Annotated in this window: 14 protein-coding genes; 12 read left to right on the top strand and 2 right to left on the bottom strand. The window is 55.4% G+C overall.

Features of this window, described 5'->3' with window-relative positions; genetic code table 11:
- The first annotated feature begins 25 nt into the window (after nucleotides 1–25).
- On the top strand, nucleotides 26–2,005 hold the full coding sequence (locus A11S_RS03185; RefSeq protein WP_015467041.1) for a hypothetical protein: 1,980 nt from the start codon (nucleotides 26–28) through the stop codon (nucleotides 2,003–2,005).
- Nucleotides 2,006–2,026: 21 nt separating this feature from the next.
- On the opposite strand, the gene A11S_RS03180 is transcribed toward A11S_RS03185, so the two are convergent.
- Nucleotides 2,027–2,458 carry a flagellar FliJ family protein gene (locus tag A11S_RS03180; RefSeq protein WP_015467040.1) on the bottom strand — a complete coding sequence of 144 codons (432 nt, stop codon included), beginning with the start codon at nucleotides 2,456–2,458 and terminating at the stop codon, nucleotides 2,027–2,029.
- A gap of 13 nt (nucleotides 2,459–2,471) precedes the next feature.
- Nucleotides 2,472–3,824, bottom strand: a complete 1,353-nt coding sequence (fliI, locus tag A11S_RS03175; RefSeq protein WP_015467039.1) for a flagellar protein export ATPase FliI — start codon at nucleotides 3,822–3,824, stop codon at nucleotides 2,472–2,474.
- Between the two features lie 139 nt (nucleotides 3,825–3,963).
- Between fliI and A11S_RS03170 the strand changes: the two genes are divergently transcribed.
- The 11 genes from A11S_RS03170 to A11S_RS03120 all read left to right on the top strand — a co-directional run bounded on the left by A11S_RS03170 (nucleotide 3,964) and on the right by A11S_RS03120 (nucleotide 16,708).
- On the top strand, nucleotides 3,964–5,208 hold the full coding sequence (locus A11S_RS03170; protein ID WP_015467038.1) for an ELM1/GtrOC1 family putative glycosyltransferase: 1,245 nt from the start codon (nucleotides 3,964–3,966) through the stop codon (nucleotides 5,206–5,208).
- A gap of 5 nt (nucleotides 5,209–5,213) precedes the next feature.
- A complete protein-coding gene (locus A11S_RS03165) occupies nucleotides 5,214–6,305 on the top strand; it encodes an ELM1/GtrOC1 family putative glycosyltransferase (RefSeq protein WP_081604786.1) in 1,092 nt (363 codons plus the stop codon).
- Nucleotides 6,305–7,318 (top strand): ELM1/GtrOC1 family putative glycosyltransferase, encoded by a 1,014-nt coding sequence (locus tag A11S_RS03160; protein WP_015467036.1) that lies wholly within the window; start codon nucleotides 6,305–6,307, stop codon nucleotides 7,316–7,318. Before A11S_RS03165 ends, A11S_RS03160 begins: the two co-directional genes overlap by 1 nt.
- 318 nt (nucleotides 7,319–7,636) lie before the next feature.
- On the top strand, nucleotides 7,637–8,344 hold the full coding sequence (ctrA, locus tag A11S_RS03155) for a response regulator transcription factor CtrA (protein WP_014102304.1): 708 nt from the start codon (nucleotides 7,637–7,639) through the stop codon (nucleotides 8,342–8,344).
- A gap of 85 nt (nucleotides 8,345–8,429) precedes the next feature.
- Entirely contained in the window at nucleotides 8,430–8,984 is a 555-nt protein-coding gene (gene pgsA / locus A11S_RS03150; protein ID WP_041802896.1) for a CDP-diacylglycerol--glycerol-3-phosphate 3-phosphatidyltransferase, read from the top strand.
- Complete coding sequence (locus A11S_RS03145; protein WP_015467033.1) at nucleotides 8,984–10,057, top strand: quinone-dependent dihydroorotate dehydrogenase; 1,074 nt, start codon at nucleotides 8,984–8,986, stop codon at nucleotides 10,055–10,057. Before pgsA ends, A11S_RS03145 begins: the two co-directional genes overlap by 1 nt.
- Before the next feature lie 41 nt (nucleotides 10,058–10,098).
- Complete coding sequence (locus tag A11S_RS03140; RefSeq protein ID WP_015467032.1) at nucleotides 10,099–11,613, top strand: EAL domain-containing protein; 1,515 nt, start codon at nucleotides 10,099–10,101, stop codon at nucleotides 11,611–11,613.
- Nucleotides 11,614–11,641: 28 nt separating this feature from the next.
- Nucleotides 11,642–13,450: an extracellular solute-binding protein gene (locus A11S_RS03135; protein WP_015467031.1), complete on the top strand. Its 1,809-nt coding sequence runs from the start codon at nucleotides 11,642–11,644 to the stop codon at nucleotides 13,448–13,450.
- Entirely contained in the window at nucleotides 13,450–14,268 is an 819-nt protein-coding gene (locus A11S_RS03130; protein WP_015467030.1) for a 3-deoxy-manno-octulosonate cytidylyltransferase, read from the top strand. Before A11S_RS03135 ends, A11S_RS03130 begins: the two co-directional genes overlap by 1 nt.
- 2 nt (nucleotides 14,269–14,270) lie before the next feature.
- Nucleotides 14,271–16,088: an O-antigen ligase family protein gene (locus tag A11S_RS03125; protein ID WP_015467029.1), complete on the top strand. Its 1,818-nt coding sequence runs from the start codon at nucleotides 14,271–14,273 to the stop codon at nucleotides 16,086–16,088.
- Entirely contained in the window at nucleotides 16,085–16,708 is a 624-nt protein-coding gene (locus A11S_RS03120; protein WP_015467028.1) for a histidine phosphatase family protein, read from the top strand. Before A11S_RS03125 ends, A11S_RS03120 begins: the two co-directional genes overlap by 4 nt.
- The last annotated feature ends 458 nt before the right edge of the window (nucleotides 16,709–17,166 follow it).

Raw genomic sequence — 17,166 nt, 5'->3', positions numbered from 1 at the left:
GTGAATCAGACGGGAGGCGCCGTATATGGCCACCGGACACGTTGTTATTGAATCGCTGGCCGCCCTGCCCCACGCGCAAGAGGTGCAGGATTATTTGATCAATCTGGCCGCCGCCGCGACCGGGAAGAAAAAGCCTTTACCCGACCTGATCCCCGATTTGAACCGCAAGAGCAGCATCTTCGTCAATGCCGCCGACATCAACATGGTTCTGGATCATATCCGCACGCTGTATATCGACCATGGTTATCGCGATCCGCAGGATCTTGAAAACGATCTGATCCGTACATTACAACCCGACATGCCGGATGCCGCCATTGCCGCAGCCGACCGTTATGCCGCCGATGACATGATCCCCGACCAACTGACGGGATACCAACAAAAAACCAAGGTCCCTTTGGTCATGGGGCTGGCCGCACTCTATGAACAAACAACGGGGCAACCCGTCAGCGTCATGGAAATTGATTACAGCAACATGCGCGGAACGAATGAGCATTTCGCCCGCCTGATCGGAGCCGCCGAAGGGCGAAGCCCCGACAGTGTCATGCGTGATGCCATGAACATGACGGATTACATCTCGTTGATCGTGGCGCAAACCATTACGAATACGGTTCAAAGCCATATTGGTGATCGCGAAGATGTATCCATGATCCCCCTGCGCACAGGCGGGGATGAGGTGCGCATCGTTCTGCCCGGATTACCAGCAGATGAAGCCCGCGCCCTGTTAACCGATGTGCATGACAAGATCGAATACGTCACCGCCCGGGCCGGATTGCACGATCATATCCATTCCAAACGCCCCTTGGATGAACGATCCAACGGGTTCGGGGCCTGTGCCACCATTTTCGAATTGAAGGCCAACGGCCACAACGCCTATAGCGAGGCCATCAAGGCCGCCGATCACGACATTCAGCGCACCAAGGCGGAACTGGGCCAGGCCCGCCTGAACAACCCGGCCCTGAACGCCCTGAAGCCATCGGGCAGCATGGATCCCAACATTTACACCGACCCCGATATTGCCGCCGACCATTACACCCATGTCATGGCCGCAATGGGTGATTTGTTTCAGAAACATGTCGATATCAAACTTGATACAAACGCCGTGCCGTCACTGGAATCGCTGGCAACACAATTGCAACCGGATCATTTCCTGACCCTGAAGCAAATTGAACAATCATTCCATGATCATTTGTTGAAAGACATGAAGGATCAGGGCCTGACCCTGACACGGGAACAGGAACGGCTATTGACGGCCAAGGTGACCAAATTCCCTTCCGCCGACTTTGCCAGCGGCACATTGATCGCCCGGGACTTCCCCGCCATGGCCGGGGCCGCCTTGCGTGTGATTGACGATATCAACGCCCGCACCGGACAGACAGAACCGCCGATTACGCTGGGCGTCAGTTTTCACAATCTAGCGGGTCTGAATGAAACACTGGGCCATGAAATCAGCAATTCTGTTTTGCATTATCAAGCGCAGAGAATTATCGGCGCCGCCCTGCACAAGGAAGGCATAGCCGATGAAAATTTTGTGTTGGCCCATATGGGGGGCGGTGAATTTCGCGCCGTGATCCAGCCCGTCATTCCGCACGATGGCGCAAACCCGCATATTATCACCAACCAAAACCTGATGAATATTTACCAAAGCATCCAGAATGGTGTTGAAACCCTGAACCTGATCAAGATTGATGATTTCATTGCCCTGCATGGCGGACATATGGACACAAGCACAATGCCCACCCATTTCGCCGACATCCAAAATCCGCGGGCGGAATTACGCGGAACGGAGAATGGTGTCATTGCAACGATTTTCATTGCGCCATACAAACAACATGCCCCGACAGAGCAAAACGCCGCACGCCGCGGCGGGGCCATTGCTAATTTTATAGGCGAACATCTTTTTGAAACGGTACAGGAGCGACGAAGCCATGCTCTGGCCGCGTTGCCAACACCGCATAATGGCATCGAGCCCACAGGACCGCAGGATAAAAACCGATCGCTGTTTTAGGAAAACGCGATTTCGGTCGCTCTATTCCTTCGTTTCGTCATTGCGGCGGAATGTTTCCAGACCGATTTCATCCAGCATGATCGTTTCCTTGCGGTTTTGTTCCGCCTCTTCGCGATCTTCACGATTTTTCTGGGTAATTTGCACCTTCTTTAAATCGGCGAAGGCGGCGCGAATTTCATCCTGCGCCCGTTCGATCCGGGCATTGATTTTGGCAATGGCACCATCCATCTGCGCAATCTTCTTACGCTGGACTTCGGCATAACGGCCGTAATAGGTTGTGGCCTCGGTCACTTCGCTGTTGCTGGCCAGTTCTTTTTCGTGGGCCAGATCGGATTCCATTTTATCGCGTTTTTGTTGCAGGTTTTCCGCCTCGCGATACAGGCTGGACAGGACTTTCTGCTTTTCATCGATGACGTATTTGCGCCAGCGGATCAGGGGGTTGAGATCGGCCATACCCTACCCGCCCTTAAAACCGACGACCGCGGGCCGGAGCGGCGGATGTCAACATCTCCTGCATCCGGGCAAAGCCCTCGACAATGGTAGTATGATCGTCTTTGTTCTGCGCCAGAAATTCTTCCATTTTTGGATACAGATCGATGGCTTCATCCACCTTCGGGTCCGTGCCCTTGCGGTATGCGCCCAGACGGATCAGCTCGGCCATGTCCTCATAACTGGTAATGACCTGTTTCGCGCGTTTCAAAATGGCGTTCTGTTCGTCGTTCAACGCCCGTGGCAACGCCCGCGATACAGACCGCAACACGTTAATGGCCGGATAACGCCCGCGGTCGGCAATGGCGCGTTCCATCACGATGTGACCGTCGATAATACCACGCACGGCATCGGCGATGGGTTCGTTGGTGTCATCCCCCTCGACCAGGACGGAGAACAACCCTGTAATCGATCCCTCACCCGGGCCGCCCGGCCCCGCGCGTTCCAGCAAACGGGCCAGTTCGCCGAACGTCGTCGGTGGATAGCCTTTGGATGTTGGCGGCTCGCCCGCGCTCAGGCCGATTTCACGTTGCGCCATGGCAAACCGTGTGACGGAATCCATCAGGCACAAAACCTGTTTTCCCTGTCTGCGGAAATATTCGGCCACGGCCAATGTGGTGTACGCGGCCTGCCGCCGCATCAATGCGGGCTCGTCCCCGGTGGCGACAATCACAACGGATCGCGCCAGACCATCGGGGCCCAGATCGTCTTCCAAAAATTCCTGAACCTCGCGGCCCCGTTCACCGATCAGGCCAATCACGGAAATATCCGCCTCGGTATACCGCGCCATCATCGACAGCAAAACGGATTTACCCACACCGGACCCGGCGAAGATGCCCATACGTTGTCCACGGCAAACGGGCGTAAATGTGTTCACGGCGCGCACGCCCAGATCCAGTTTCTCGCCCATGCGCTGGCGGCTGTGCGGCGGCGGCGGCGTATTGCGCAACGGCACAGGGTGCCCGCCCATCGGCAAATGCCCCTTGCCATCAATCGGCTGCGCCATGCCATTGATCACACGGCCCAGCCAGCGATCATCCGGGCAAATGACGGGCTTGCGCCCTTCAATCTCCGCCGGGTTGCCCAGACCAATCCCATCCAAATTGCCAAAGGGCATCAGCAAGGCCCGGCCATCCTTAAACCCCACCACCTCGCACGGCACGGATGGCGCATGCGCCGGGTGCAGACGGACCCGCGACCCGATGGTCAGGTCCGACCCAAACCCGGCGATTTCCACCAAAAGCCCAAGAATCTTCGTCACCCGCCCACAGACCTGATAGTCGGGCAGGATCGAGATTGAAGCTTCGGCTTGTTCGGCGAGACGGTCCATCCCCTTATTATGGCACAGTTTTACCCGCCCGACAGGGGCGATTTTCCGCCCTTTTCACCAAAGTTTGCGTGGCGAATGCATTTCCGCTATAAATTTCCATAACTTAATGCTCTGATTGAATGCAAAGGAGCCCTGCCCCATGACCAATACGTGGGACGGCAACACACCAGAATCCACCATTGGCCCCGCCCCCGGCGCGGCCAATGATAATGATTCCGTACAGGCCGGCGGGCTGAAAACAAAATTCTCCATCGCACTAACACGCATGATGGCCCGGTTCGACCGCGATGATCGCGAGGCCTATGCCGCAACCATCATGCGATACGCCACCGTGCGCCTGAACAATTCCGATGGGAAGCCCCGCGTGTGGATCTATGTCGGCCCCAATCAACCGTATCGCGGCGACACCCACGGGACCATTGGCATTGGTCAGCGCCTGGCCGAACATCTGGGCGCAGAAATTTTGTATGTTGATCAAGATATGCTCGACCGCACATTCCCACATACAAAAGATTTAAAAAAACGCCTGTCTTCTTTGGCCAAAATCCATGGCAACCCCGATATTATTCTGGGCACACGATCAGCAGAGGCTGTCGCTCTCCTTTCCAAAGCACCAACCATGCAAGTGACCGCCATCAACGAAAATCATAGCAAGAAAATTTCCAATCCGCTTTTGAGAGAGATAGCGCCCCATCATTTGACGGCGGAGATTTTGCAAGATGCCGGACGCGATTTGCACCGTCGCCACAGGAAACTGGACGCTCCGATTGTTGCTGTATTTTTGGCCAGCGCATCAATATTTGAACATAAAAATGCCATTCAAAAACTGGCCAAGCTCTGCCGCCATAATGACAAAACAATTGTGTATTTCTGCGCCGCCCAACGCACCTTGGAAAAACAGCAAGGATTGCTGGTATCGGCGTTTAAAAAGGCTCTGGCCAACGACAATATTTACGATCGCGTTCGCATCATTTCATCAAACCGCGCACAAAATGCAACCAAGTTTAACCCTTACAAGGGGCTTTTGAGCATTGCCGATCACGCGATTCTTTTGGGACAATCCGTATCCATGCTGTCCGAAGCCATCACAAACGGCCGCCCCATCTATCTTAGCCAGGGCGACCATCGCGCGCGGACCAGCTATCAAGAATTACAAAAATTTGGATACGTAAAAATTATCGAAGATATGGACGATGCGACCCCGTTACAGAGAGAGCATTATCGGCCATTGAACGCGACCAATGCCGTAGCCGCCCACATCGCCGAATGCTTCCGCCTTGCCGCACGTGCCCGCAGCGTCAGCGGACACGCGCGGAAAATGACTTTTGACTGTTCTGATCATAATTTTGAAGAGAGCATCAGACGCGCCGTTTTAAAACTGTAATGACCATGGACACACCAGAGCTGAACGACATACTCCGCAATACCCCACCCTATCGGTGCAACGCCGATGGGATTGTGCGGGTGTGGGCGTATATCGGTGGTGACGATCCGATGCGGGGGGAAAGCCGTGGTGCCACCGGTCTGGCACAGCGTGTTGCGGAAAAATTGAACGGGCGCATGTTGTATGTTGACGAAGACATGCTGAACACATCATTCCCGAACACCAAATCCATGGCCAAGAAACTGGAAAAACTGATGGAACGGAATGGGCGCCCCGATATTGTCATCGGCCATACGGCGCAACAATTGGCGCATAAAACAGATGCGGACCCCACATTCCTGATCGATACGATTTTGCCACACATTGCGAAGGATATGTTGCCGCCCACGACCGGGTTAAATTTGATTGTCCCGCACCATTTAACGCCGGATATTCTGGCCAAGAACGGGCAAGAATTTTCCGCGCACCATTGCAATATGGCGCGCCCCCTGACCGCGATATTTCTGGCCGATCTGGCCAACACGGACGATACCGCCGGGGTTATTGCCGATACATGTCTGAACGGGGATGGGGGGACGCTTTATTTCTGCCCGTCCACGCGGACCAATCAAATGCTGTACAGCCGCACCACACATGACCTCGACAAAATCCTGAAACGGCGGGGGCTCACCGCGCTATTCAACGTCCTCGCCCCGCCGCTGGACGAGGTCAAAAATGGTTTCAACCCGTATATTGGCTTGATTGACCAGGCCGACCACGCCGTTTTGATTGGCGAATCCCAATCCATCATGTCCGAAGCTATCGTCAATGGTCGGCCCCTTCATATTCATTGGCCAGACTCGCCGGCTATGATCGGTGCATTTGAACATCATTACCAGCCTTTGGCCGATGCCGGGTATATCCGGTATCTGCACCATCAAAAGCCGAACCAGACATTGAATTGCACACGCCTGCCCCCGATTGATACCTCGGATATCATTGCTACAAAAATCGCAAACGATTTTGACCGCAGCGCCCGCGTGCGCACATTGCGGCCGGGCATGATGGCCTTGCAAAATCCATGCTGCATAAAAATAAAAGAACCGGGGGCGTGCTGATGAGTTTTCGGTGCAACACGGATGGGATTGCGCGCATCTGGGCCTATATCGGCAACGATGATCCCACACGGGGTGAAAGCCACGGCGCCATTGGCCTAGCCAAACAGATTGCAACAATCCTGAACGGTCGTACATTGATTATTGATCGCGAAATGATGCGGAATTGTTTTCAAAACACCCACGAAACGGCCCAGCGCATCAAGGATATTGCAACAGAACATGGCGCACCCGATATTGTCATCGGCCACGCCGCCAATGAAAAACTGTTCACGCAAACGCCATTACCGACCGTTTTTATTTCAAAGTCCCTGCCGTCCATGGCACATGATTTGTTTTGGGGAACGCCGCTGGAAGGGGTTGTGCCGCACCATCTAACCCCCGACATTCTGCAACAGGCAGAGGCAGCGTTTCACCATCAACACCCGGACCTGCCCCGGCCACTGACTGCGATTTTTACGACCAGCCTGTGGCAATATAGCGATCAGGACGATCTGTTCTACGACCTTGCCCGTCATGGTCATCTGGATGGCACAATTTATTTTTGCCCCAGCCGCCGCACCGAAGCGGATTTGTACCAAACATTGACAGGACGTTTTAAAAGCATCGCAACCTATACCGGACGCACCGATCGCATGCATGTGATTGCGCCGACCGTTGACTCTGTTGAAAACGCGTATAACCCTTACGTCGGATTAATTGCCGCGGCCGACCGTGCCATCCTGTTGGGTGAATCACAATCCATCCTGTCGGAATGTATAACGCATGGGCGCACACTCTATACCGATACGCCCTATCCGGTTGCGCATACACTGTTGGCCCAGCACTATGTCCGTGATCTGTACCGCCATGATCCGGCTACACCGCTGATCGGCACGGAATTACCGCCCCTGAATGTGACGGGTCGTATTGCCGACCACATCGCCGAAACTTTTAATGCCTTCGCCGTAAAACGGGCGCGAAATCCACAAAGCGCCACCATGCAAAACCCGTTTGTGCGCCTGCCTCAACCTTAACGAATCTGTCGTGGCTTAAGAATCCCGTTACGCCCCACCGCACCGCACAAGTCCAGGCTGAAGATTTCCCAAATTTTTTCGTGAGCCGCCTCGCCCCACACTAACTTTATGAAAAAATTGAGAAAAATCGATAAAATGCACCCCAAAGACCATAAAAAAGGGTGAAAGATTTGCAGGGCGGTTCAGGATTTGTTAATATTAATATTAATAAAGTTTAATCGGAGCTGCACAGCGGGCTTGCGGATTAGAACGATCTCAAAGCCCACCTATACACAGACCTCCATTTTAAAGAATACCAACCAACCGCGGGGAAAAAACATGCGCGTTCTGCTCGTAGAAGATGACAGCTCCACAGCGAAAAGCATCGAACTGATGCTGAAATCCGAAGGTTACATTGTCGACACGACCGATCTGGGCGAAGACGGTCTGGAAATCGGCAAGATTTACGATTACGACATTATCATTCTGGACCTGATGCTGCCCGACATGGACGGCTATGACGTTCTGAAAAACCTGCGCGCCGCAAAAATCACCACCCCGATCCTGATCCTCTCCGGCCTGTCGGAAATGGACAACAAGATTAAGGGTCTGGGCTTCGGCGCCGACGATTATTTGACCAAGCCGTTCGACAAACGCGAACTGATCGCCCGTATCCAGGCCATCGTCCGCCGCAGCCAGGGCCACAGCCAATCCGTCATCATGACCGGCAAGGTTAAAGTAAACCTGGACACCCGCACGGTTGAAGTGGACAGCAAACCGCTGCATTTGACCGGCAAGGAATACGGCATTCTGGAACTGCTCTCTTTGCGCAAGGGCTCGACCCTGACCAAGGAAATGTTCCTGAACCACCTGTATGGCGGCATGGACGAACCGGAAGTGAAAATCATCGACGTGTTTATCTGCAAACTGCGCAAAAAACTGGCCAACGCCGCCGGTGGCGATAACTACATCGAAACCGTCTGGGGCCGCGGCTATGTCCTGCGCGACCCGGAAGCGGAAAAGAAAAAAGCCGCCGCCCGCGCATAATATTCGCGTAATCCACCGAAAAGTTACAAAAGACCCGCTCTATGCGGGTCTTTTTCATTGGGGAATGACCTGCTATAACACCCCCATGAAAACGATTCCAAAAAACACCGCCAATATCCTGACGGTTTTGCGCATTGTGTTGGTCCCGGTGATTGCGGGGCTGTTGCTGGTTCCGGCTGCGTGGGCGGTGTGGACGGCGTTCATTCTGTATGGGCTGTGCGCTTTTACCGACTGGCTGGATGGGTGGATCGCGCGCAAATACGATCAATATTCCGACTTTGGCCGCTTTCTCGATCCGATTGCCGATAAAATTCTGGTCGCCGCGTTGTTCATTATGCTGGCCGCGACGAAGGCCATTCCCGGCATCTGGCTTGCCCTGCCCATCATTATCATGACACGCGAATTTTTGGTCGCGGGCCTGCGCGAATATCTGGGACCGAAGGGCGTTGTGGTTCATGTCACCCAACTGGCCAAATGGAAAACCGCCGTGCAGATGATTGCGCTTGGCATCCTGATCCCCGGTATGTTGTATCATGGCGTGGCACAGGCTGGGCTGCTGTTGCTGCTGGTCGCGACGATCCTGACCGTTATCACAGGGTGGGATTATATGAAGACCGCGCGCAGCCATTTTAAATCATAATGCCCGCCGATCTTTACGCCCTGATCCGCCCCCTGCTCTTCGCGCTGCCGCCGGAAGACGCGCATAATCTGACGCTCAAAATCCTGCCTTTTTTGCCGCGCGCACAAAACGTCGCCGATGATCCGATTTTAAAAACCACATTGTGGAATCGTATTTTCCCCAACCCGATCGGGCTGGCCGCGGGCTTTGATAAAAATGCCGCTGTGATCGCCCCGATGCTGAATTTCGGATTTGGCTTTGTTGAGGTTGGAACGGTCACGCCCCGTCCGCAAATGGGCAACCCAAAACCACGCTTGTTCCGCAACCACCGGCACCACGCCATTATCAACCGCATGGGATTTCCCAATGGCGGCGTGAATGTGTTCAAGGAAAATCTGGAAAAATTTCTAGATCAACGCCCGCGCCCGCCCGGATTGGTCGGCATCAATATCGGCATGAACAAGGGCCAGAGCGAACCCGCGAAGGATTACATGCTGCTGGTGCAGGCACTCGGCCCCTTTGCCGATTACCTGACCGTCAATATTTCATCACCGAACACGCCCGGCCTGCGCGATTTACAGGAACCGGACATTTTCAAAGACCTGATCGGCAAGATCCTGCATGAACGCGGGCGGTCATGCGGCATGGCTCCGCCGCCGTTGCTGGTCAAACTGGCCCCGGATTTATCGGATGAGCAAATTCAAACCCTTGCCCGCGTGGCGGCCGATTCGCATGTGGACGGCCTGATTCTGACCAACACAACGCTGGATCGACCGGATCATTTGCCCGAATCCTTCGCCCGTGAAAAAGGCGGCCTCAGCGGCCAAATTTTGCATAAGAAATCAACGCGTGCGATTGCCCTCGCCTATTCCGCAACAAATGGCACTTTACCCATCATCGGGGCCGGTGGTGTGCATGATGCCGATAGCGCTTATGACAAAATAAAAGCGGGGGCGAGTCTGGTCCAACTCTATAGCGCGCTGGCCTTCAAAGGGCCCGGCGTGGTAAAAGAGATTAAATCCGGATTGATCGAACGATTACAGGCAGATGGCTATTCCCATGTGGGCGAAGCCGTGGGCGCCGATCACCGGTAAGGTATACAACGCATCTCTTTACCAATACGGGGCATGGCCACATGGCACAGGCAAAACAACGCGCTTGGTCTTTTTTGCATTCCATTTTTTCGCGCCATCGCGTTGCCCCGGTTGATATTGGTGTTGATGTTGATCTGGATATGTCCGACATCAATACACCGCAAAACACACGCCGCTTCTCGGTCGCTTTCCTGCCCCGCCCCATCATTGAATCACTCAACACGATGCAGATGCGTATTGCCGTTGGGGCCGTCGCCGTTGTCGGCGCATTGATCGTGGCCTTCGTCATGATCCGCCCGGACAGTGAAATCGGCTCCGCCGCCTTGCTGGGCGGCATGCTGGTTCTGGCCGGTCTGGTCATGTACGACATCATCAGCCGCCGCAATTGGGAACGCACCATCACGGAACAGTTGGAATCCCTGACTCGCAACCATGACCGCCTGGTCCGCGAAGTCGCGCGCAACCGCACAGATCTGGCCGTGGTCAAAGAAGGACTGGCCGATGCCGCCGACGAAGTGATGGCGATTGGAAAAAATTTCGGCCCCGGCCACACGATTGAAGCCAAGATGATTGAAACGATCATCACGCAACTGTCCGAACTGGGCCGCCGCCCCAGCACGCGCATCCTGTCACCCCAGGAACAAGCCGCATTAAACGCACAGGCCGAAGACCCCGCCATGGGCATTTTGGAATTGCTGGTCGCACCACCGCCGAAAATGGTGCCGCCACCTTCCGCATTAGAAGCGGCCCTGAATCCCGATTTCAACAAATTCAGCGATACCGTTGTGATGGAATTGATCCGTCACGCGGTGCAAAACGATCATATCGACGTCTTTGTCCAACCGGTGGTCAGCCTGCCGCAACGCAAAGCCCGGTTCCAGGAACTGTATGCCCGCCTGCGCGCCGCCGCCGGATCGTACATTCCCGCCGCACGTTATATGGATTTGGCGCACAAGGAATCGATGGTGCCGGCGATCGACAATTTGCTGCTGCTGCGCGCCTTGCAAATCCTGCGGGACCAGCGGGATGATGACGATGCCCTGCCCTCGATCATCAATATTTCGTCGGCCACGTTGCATGACACCAGCTTTATGAACGATCTGGTGACGTTCCTGGCGCAATATCGCACGCTGGCCCCCCGCATTGTTTTTGAATTGCCGCTGGGGGATATCGACAACGCACCGAAAAGCGTCACCGAAATCCTGTCCGGCTTGTCACAACTGGGTTGCCGTTTTTCGGTGGATCAGGTGCGCCGTCGCCGCATCGACATCAACCGCCTGCGGTCCATGGGCATTCGCTTTATCAAGCTGGATGCCGCGTGGTTGATCCGTGAAGCCCAACAGGATGGCGGCAACGCCCGCATTACAAAGTTGAAAGCCCAACTGGATCGTGCCGGGATTGATCTGATCGTCGAACGGGTCGAAAACGCCAACCAGCTGCGCGAAGTTCTGGATTTCGGCATTGATTACGGTCAGGGCTTCCTGTTCGCCAAACCGGATCTGTATGGATCGACTGGACACAAAAGCGCGATCAACCCGAAACGCGCCGTAAACTAATTCCTGAGCAAAACGAAGGACGAAAAGAATGTTGAAAATTTTAAGCGGCGTTGCCGTACTCGCCCTCCTGTCTTTCCCGGCGCTGGCACAAGATGCGTCCGTGAAACCCGTTCATGCCATGGCCATGCACGGCGCACCCAAATATGCCGCCGATTTCAAACATCTGGACTACGTCAACCCAAACGCCCCCAAGGGCGGCACGTTCCGCCAGCACGTGATTGGCACATTCGACGGCCTGAACCCGCATATTATCAAGGGCGCGCCCGGTGCGGGGTCGTCGCTGGTCAGCGAAACTTTGCTGGAACAATCAGCGGATGAACCGTTTTCCGAATACGGCCTGCTCGCCGAAACCATCGAGGTGCCGGAAGACCGCAGCTGGGTGATCTTCAACCTGCGTCCGCAGGCCAAATGGCACGATGGCGTACAAATTACCGCCGGCGATGTGGTCTGGTCCTTCACCGCCCTGATGTCAGAAGGGGCACCATTTTACAAAGCGTATTACCACAACGTGAAAACTGTGGAAGCATTGTCCCCGACGCGGGTCAAATTCACCTTCGACATGACAGGCAATCGCGAGCTGCCGCTGATCGTCGGGCAAATGCCGATTCTTCCGGAACATTACTGGACCGCCGAAGGTCGTGCATTCGGCGAAAGCAGCCTGACCCCACCGCTGGGCAGCGGCCCGTACAAATACGGCACGGTGAAACCGGGCGAATTGATCGAACTGGTCCGCGTTCAGGATTGGTGGGGCAAAGACCTGCCCATCAATGTGGGTCGTTATAATTTCGACAAGATCACATACGAATATTACCGCGATGCCAACGTAGCCTTAGAAGCATTCCTGGGCGGGCAATATGATTTCCGTCAGGAAAACACCGCAAAGACATGGGCGACGGCCTATGACTCCCCCGTCGTGAAAAGCGGCCAGGTGAAAAAAGAGGAAATACACCACACCCTGCCCCAAGGAGCCCAAGGGTTTATCTTTAACCTGCGCCGCCCGATTTTTCAGGACATCAACGTGCGCCGCGCCATTTCGTACGCTTTTGATTTCGAATGGTCGAACAAACAATTCGCCCACGATTCCTATACGCGCACACGCAGCTATTTCTCCAACTCGGACATGGAAGCCAAAGGCACGCCAAGCGCCGCCGAATTGGCCATTCTGGAACCTTTCCGGGACCAACTCTTGCCCGGCGTGATAGCGGAAGAATTTAACCCCCGCAAAACAGATGGATCCGGCAACAACCGCGATATGCTGGCCGGGGCCAATGAATTGTTGAACAAAGGCGGATACGTCATGGGCAAGGACGGTGTGCGCGTGCATTCCGTCACCGGCCAGCGGCTGGAATTTGAATTTGTGGACAGCAACCCGGCCTTTGAACGCTGGATCGCACCGTTCATTCAAAACCTGAAAAAACTGGGCATCAAAGCCACCTATCGCACGGTTGATGATGCCCAATATCAAAACCGCATGAATAATTTCGATTTTGACATGACGGTGATGGTGTATCCGCAATCCAGTTCCCCCGGCAATGAACAACGCGAATTCTGGGGATCGGACCGCGCCGACATGGCAGGTTCACGCAACTACATTGGCATCAAAGACCCGGTTGTGGATGCGCTGGTCGAAAAAATCGTTGCCGCACAAACGCGTGAGGAACTGGTGACGCTCACCTCTGCCCTCGATCGCGTCCTGCAATGGGGATACTACATGGTGCCCAACTGGTATTTAAGCGCATGGCGCATTGCCTATTGGGACAAGTTTGGCAAACCGGACACCGCACCCAGCTATGGCACAGGCATTCCCGACACGTGGTGGGCAAAGGACGCAAAATAATGTCATCCATCGCCATTATTATTCCGGCCCGGTACGGGTCGACACGGTTCCCGGGTAAACCCCTGACCAAAATCGCCGGCATCACCATGCTGGACCGCGTGGTTCGTCTGGCGCGCAAGGCGTGTGAGGATATGCGCGGCGTGTCCATTGCCGTTGCGACCGAAGATCAGCGCATTGCCGATCATGCCGCAACGCTGGATGTGCCCTGCTTTCTGACCTCTGACGATTGCCCAACGGGATCGGACCGCGTTCTGGCCGCCATGCGCCAGATGGATAAACGCCCGGACTTTATCGTCAATTTGCAAGGCGACGCACCTTTCACACCACCATCCATCGTTCACGCCGTCATCAAGACATGGGTTGGTGACCCGTCCCATTCCGTGGTGACCCCCATCGTCCGCCTGAACTGGAGCGATCTGGACCGGTTGCGGGAGAACAAGAAAACCACACCATTCAGCGGCACCACCTGCGTCACCGATGCCAAGGGACAAGCCCTGTGGTTTTCGAAAAACATCATCCCCGCCATCCGCAAGGAAGACAAAATGCGCGGGACGGATGCGACGTCACCAGTGCAACAACATATCGGCCTGTACGGTTTCCGCACCGATGTGCTGGAACGCTTCGTCAGCCTGCCCGCCGGACGGTATGAAGAGCTGGAAGGCCTCGAACAGCTCCGCCTGCTGGAAAACAATATTCCGGTGCAAACCGTTGCGGTGGATTTGCCATCCGGAACGATGCAGGCCGGCATTGATTCCCCCGAAGATGTTGCGCGGGCCGAGGCCATGCTCAAAGAATTTGGCGACCCGCTGGCGGCATAATCATGATCCACCCCGCGGCCATCCTTCCTGTCATTTGCCTGTTGGCCGCATCTGCGATCGCATTACCGCTGAGTGCATTACAGGACCCGGGATTGGCCGTGGTCACCGGCCTGATCCTGCTGGCCGGGGCCTGTACGGCTTTTCCCGCCTTGCGCGCGGGACGTATGGCGATTCCCGCAACGGCAACGGCCTTATCCCTGCTCGGCCTGTGGGGATGGATGGGCGTGTCCATGGCTCTCAGCCCGGTGCCGTTTCACAGCCTGATCGCTTTCTGCACATTCAGCGCCCTGCCGCTGACATTCTTTATCATCGGCACCCATCCTCAACGCGACGTCATGGTTCGGTGGTTGATGGTTGGTCTGTTGGGATTGTTTTGCCTGCTGGCTCTGCCCGCGCTGTGGCAATTTATTACGGGCGTCACCACACGCGCCCACTGGCCGATGCTGGACCCGAATATTCTTTGTACTCTGTTTGCGCTGGCTTTACCGCTGGCCCTTGCGCACACGCTCACGGCGATGAACCGGGCACAGACCATTGTGGGGATGATCGCCTGTGCCCTGCTGTGTGCCGCAATTATCGCCACGGGCAGCCGCGGCGGGCTGGTGGCCGCGCTGGTTGCCCTCGTGACACTGATTGCGTTTATGGACCGCACATTGATCAAACGTGCCATTGCGCCGGTCAGTGTGATGGTGTTGTCCATGGCCTTGATGGTTTTCGTTCTGGGACCACAAACAACCACCATCGACCGCCTGGCCACACTGACGCAGAACGGGGCCCATGAAAATGGCCTGCTGCCCCGGTTGATCATGCATGACGGGTCCATCCGCATGATGATGGACAATCCCATCGTTGGCACCGGGCCGGGCACGTTCTTTCTGGTCTATCCCGGTTATCGTGGATCCATTTCCGATACATCGCTGGGCGCATGGGCGCATTGCGACCCCTTGCAATGGGGGGCGGAAGCCGGCATTCCCGCACTGATCCTGTTCTACATTATTCTCTGTACTGTTTTGGTGCGCACAATCCGCGCCATGCGCATGGCCACGCCGGATCGACGGATGGATATTCTGGTGCCCTTTACCGCCTTGCTGGCCGTGGCCATTCAATCCCATGTCCAATTTCCGTTACAAACACTGGCGGCCTTGATCCCCTGTGGCATTCTTCTGACGGCATGGCATCAGGCCACGGCCCAAGCCCTGCAAAATGGTGATGCGACCATCGCGCACACGCCAGGGCCGAAACGAACGGGATTTATGGTCGCAACACTTGCGGTTTTAGTCTTGTTTATTGCGATCACCGTTCCCATTGGCGGTGCCTTGTTTGAAATGCGCGCCGCCAGCCGCGCTTGGGCGTCGGATGATCCTGCTGATGCACGGAATGTCCTGATCCATCTGGCCCGGGCCGATCGCTGGGGGCCAGACAGCTTCATCGACCCGGAAGTGACATTGGCGCGGATCAATATCTCAATGATCAACGCCAACGACGCCCCGACCAGCCGCACACAATTGATCAACGAAACCACCGACCTGCTGGATGCGGCAACGCATTGGAATCCATATTGGGCGGATATTGACGCCCTGCGCGGTGATCTGGCACTGGCCATCGGATTGCGTGATGCCGCACGCGGCCATTACATGCGGGCCCTGCAAAAAAATCCGTTACACTTCAATGCACGGATTGCGCTGGCCCATACGATGCTGGATGATAAAAAAATGACGGATGCGGTGCAGTTGCTGGATATGGGATTGCGCATGCCGCATCCCGGATGGTATCGCACGCAATCCGTCGCCTTGCTCAAATCTTATGGACTGGCTCAATGACACGTACAACACTCATCATCGCGCGCCACGGCAACACGTTTGAAAGCGGAGAACCACCCCGCCGCGTTGGATGCCGCACCGATTTGCCATTAACAGCGAAGGGCGAAGATCAAGCCCGCGCCATCGGTCATTACATCGCCACCAACGCGTACACACCCGATGTCGTATTTACATCCACATTGCAACGTACGATGCGCACGGGCGCGCTGGCGCTGGAAACGGCGCAGGTCAACACACCATCATCCACCCTGTCGTTCCTGAATGAAATTGATTACGGCCCCGACGAAAACCAGACCGAAGATCACGTTATTGCACGTCTGGGCGAAGCCGCGTTACAGGATTGGGAGAAGAACGGCGTCATGCCCGCTGATTGGTCTCCGCGGCCCGCCACCATCATTGATGGATGGACCACGTTTGCAACTGACATGATCCACACCCGCCCGGGCCAATGCGTCATGGTCGTGACATCGAACGGAATCGCCCGCTTCGCCCAACATCTTTGCCCCGACCCGGATTCTCTGGCCCGCGCCCACGGATTGAAAATGGCCACGGGGGCCTTGTCCATTTTCGTCCATGACGGCGAACAATGGACGCTCGAAGGCTGGAACATTCGCCCCTAACCCCCAAAACTTGGGATTATCCAAACTCAAGGTAAATTTTTTCCAGTTTTGCTTGCGTTATGAATAACCGCCGGGTTGATCCTGTGCACTTTTCGGTTATAGCATTCCACCGGATGCCAAGTACGCGCTCCTGGGGGCCTCGAAAACCCCTATTCCATGAGTCAGCGACCCGCATCGGTCGCACTGGCCCCGCATAGAACACGGGATCAGCAGGTGCGCTTCTCGGCTTTTCTTATGACCGGGGAGTGGTGGTGCATGTCCAACGGTTTCGACCCAAAGACCATCACGCCGTTACTGATTCGACGGTTTTCGATCCCCGGTCGCCAGAGAGATTCTGGCGACCTTATTTTTTGCTTTCCTGGCGCCAGAAAGATTCTGTCCCCCTTTTCATACCCCAGACACAACAAAGGCGACGGCAGGTTCTGGGCCGCAGCCCCCAAACATTAACGCTAACTTGA

Origin of the sequence: Micavibrio aeruginosavorus EPB (assembly GCF_000348745.1) — a bacterium.
GTDB classification, from domain to species: domain Bacteria; phylum Pseudomonadota; class Alphaproteobacteria; order Micavibrionales; family Micavibrionaceae; genus Micavibrio; species Micavibrio aeruginosavorus_A.
This window is presented reverse-complemented; position numbering and strand designations above follow the sequence as displayed.

Bases quoted from the DNA above. Each gene is read 5' to 3' on its own strand.
- A11S_RS03185 (WP_015467041.1), top strand. From the start codon at position 26: ATGGCCACCGGACACGTTGTTATTGAATCGCTGGCCGCCCTGCCCCAC.
- A11S_RS03180 (WP_015467040.1), bottom strand. From the start codon at position 2,458: ATGGCCGATCTCAACCCCCTGATCCGCTGGCGCAAATACGTCATCGAT.
- fliI (WP_015467039.1), bottom strand. From the start codon at position 3,824: ATGGACCGTCTCGCCGAACAAGCCGAAGCTTCAATCTCGATCCTGCCC.
- A11S_RS03170 (WP_015467038.1), top strand. From the start codon at position 3,964: ATGACCAATACGTGGGACGGCAACACACCAGAATCCACCATTGGCCCC.
- A11S_RS03165 (WP_081604786.1), top strand. From the start codon at position 5,214: ATGGACACACCAGAGCTGAACGACATACTCCGCAATACCCCACCCTAT.
- A11S_RS03160 (WP_015467036.1), top strand. From the start codon at position 6,305: ATGAGTTTTCGGTGCAACACGGATGGGATTGCGCGCATCTGGGCCTAT.
- ctrA (WP_014102304.1), top strand. From the start codon at position 7,637: ATGCGCGTTCTGCTCGTAGAAGATGACAGCTCCACAGCGAAAAGCATC.
- pgsA (WP_041802896.1), top strand. From the start codon at position 8,430: ATGAAAACGATTCCAAAAAACACCGCCAATATCCTGACGGTTTTGCGC.
- A11S_RS03145 (WP_015467033.1), top strand. From the start codon at position 8,984: ATGCCCGCCGATCTTTACGCCCTGATCCGCCCCCTGCTCTTCGCGCTG.
- A11S_RS03140 (WP_015467032.1), top strand. From the start codon at position 10,099: ATGGCACAGGCAAAACAACGCGCTTGGTCTTTTTTGCATTCCATTTTT.
- A11S_RS03135 (WP_015467031.1), top strand. From the start codon at position 11,642: ATGTTGAAAATTTTAAGCGGCGTTGCCGTACTCGCCCTCCTGTCTTTC.
- A11S_RS03130 (WP_015467030.1), top strand. From the start codon at position 13,450: ATGTCATCCATCGCCATTATTATTCCGGCCCGGTACGGGTCGACACGG.
- A11S_RS03125 (WP_015467029.1), top strand. From the start codon at position 14,271: ATGATCCACCCCGCGGCCATCCTTCCTGTCATTTGCCTGTTGGCCGCA.
- A11S_RS03120 (WP_015467028.1), top strand. From the start codon at position 16,085: ATGACACGTACAACACTCATCATCGCGCGCCACGGCAACACGTTTGAA.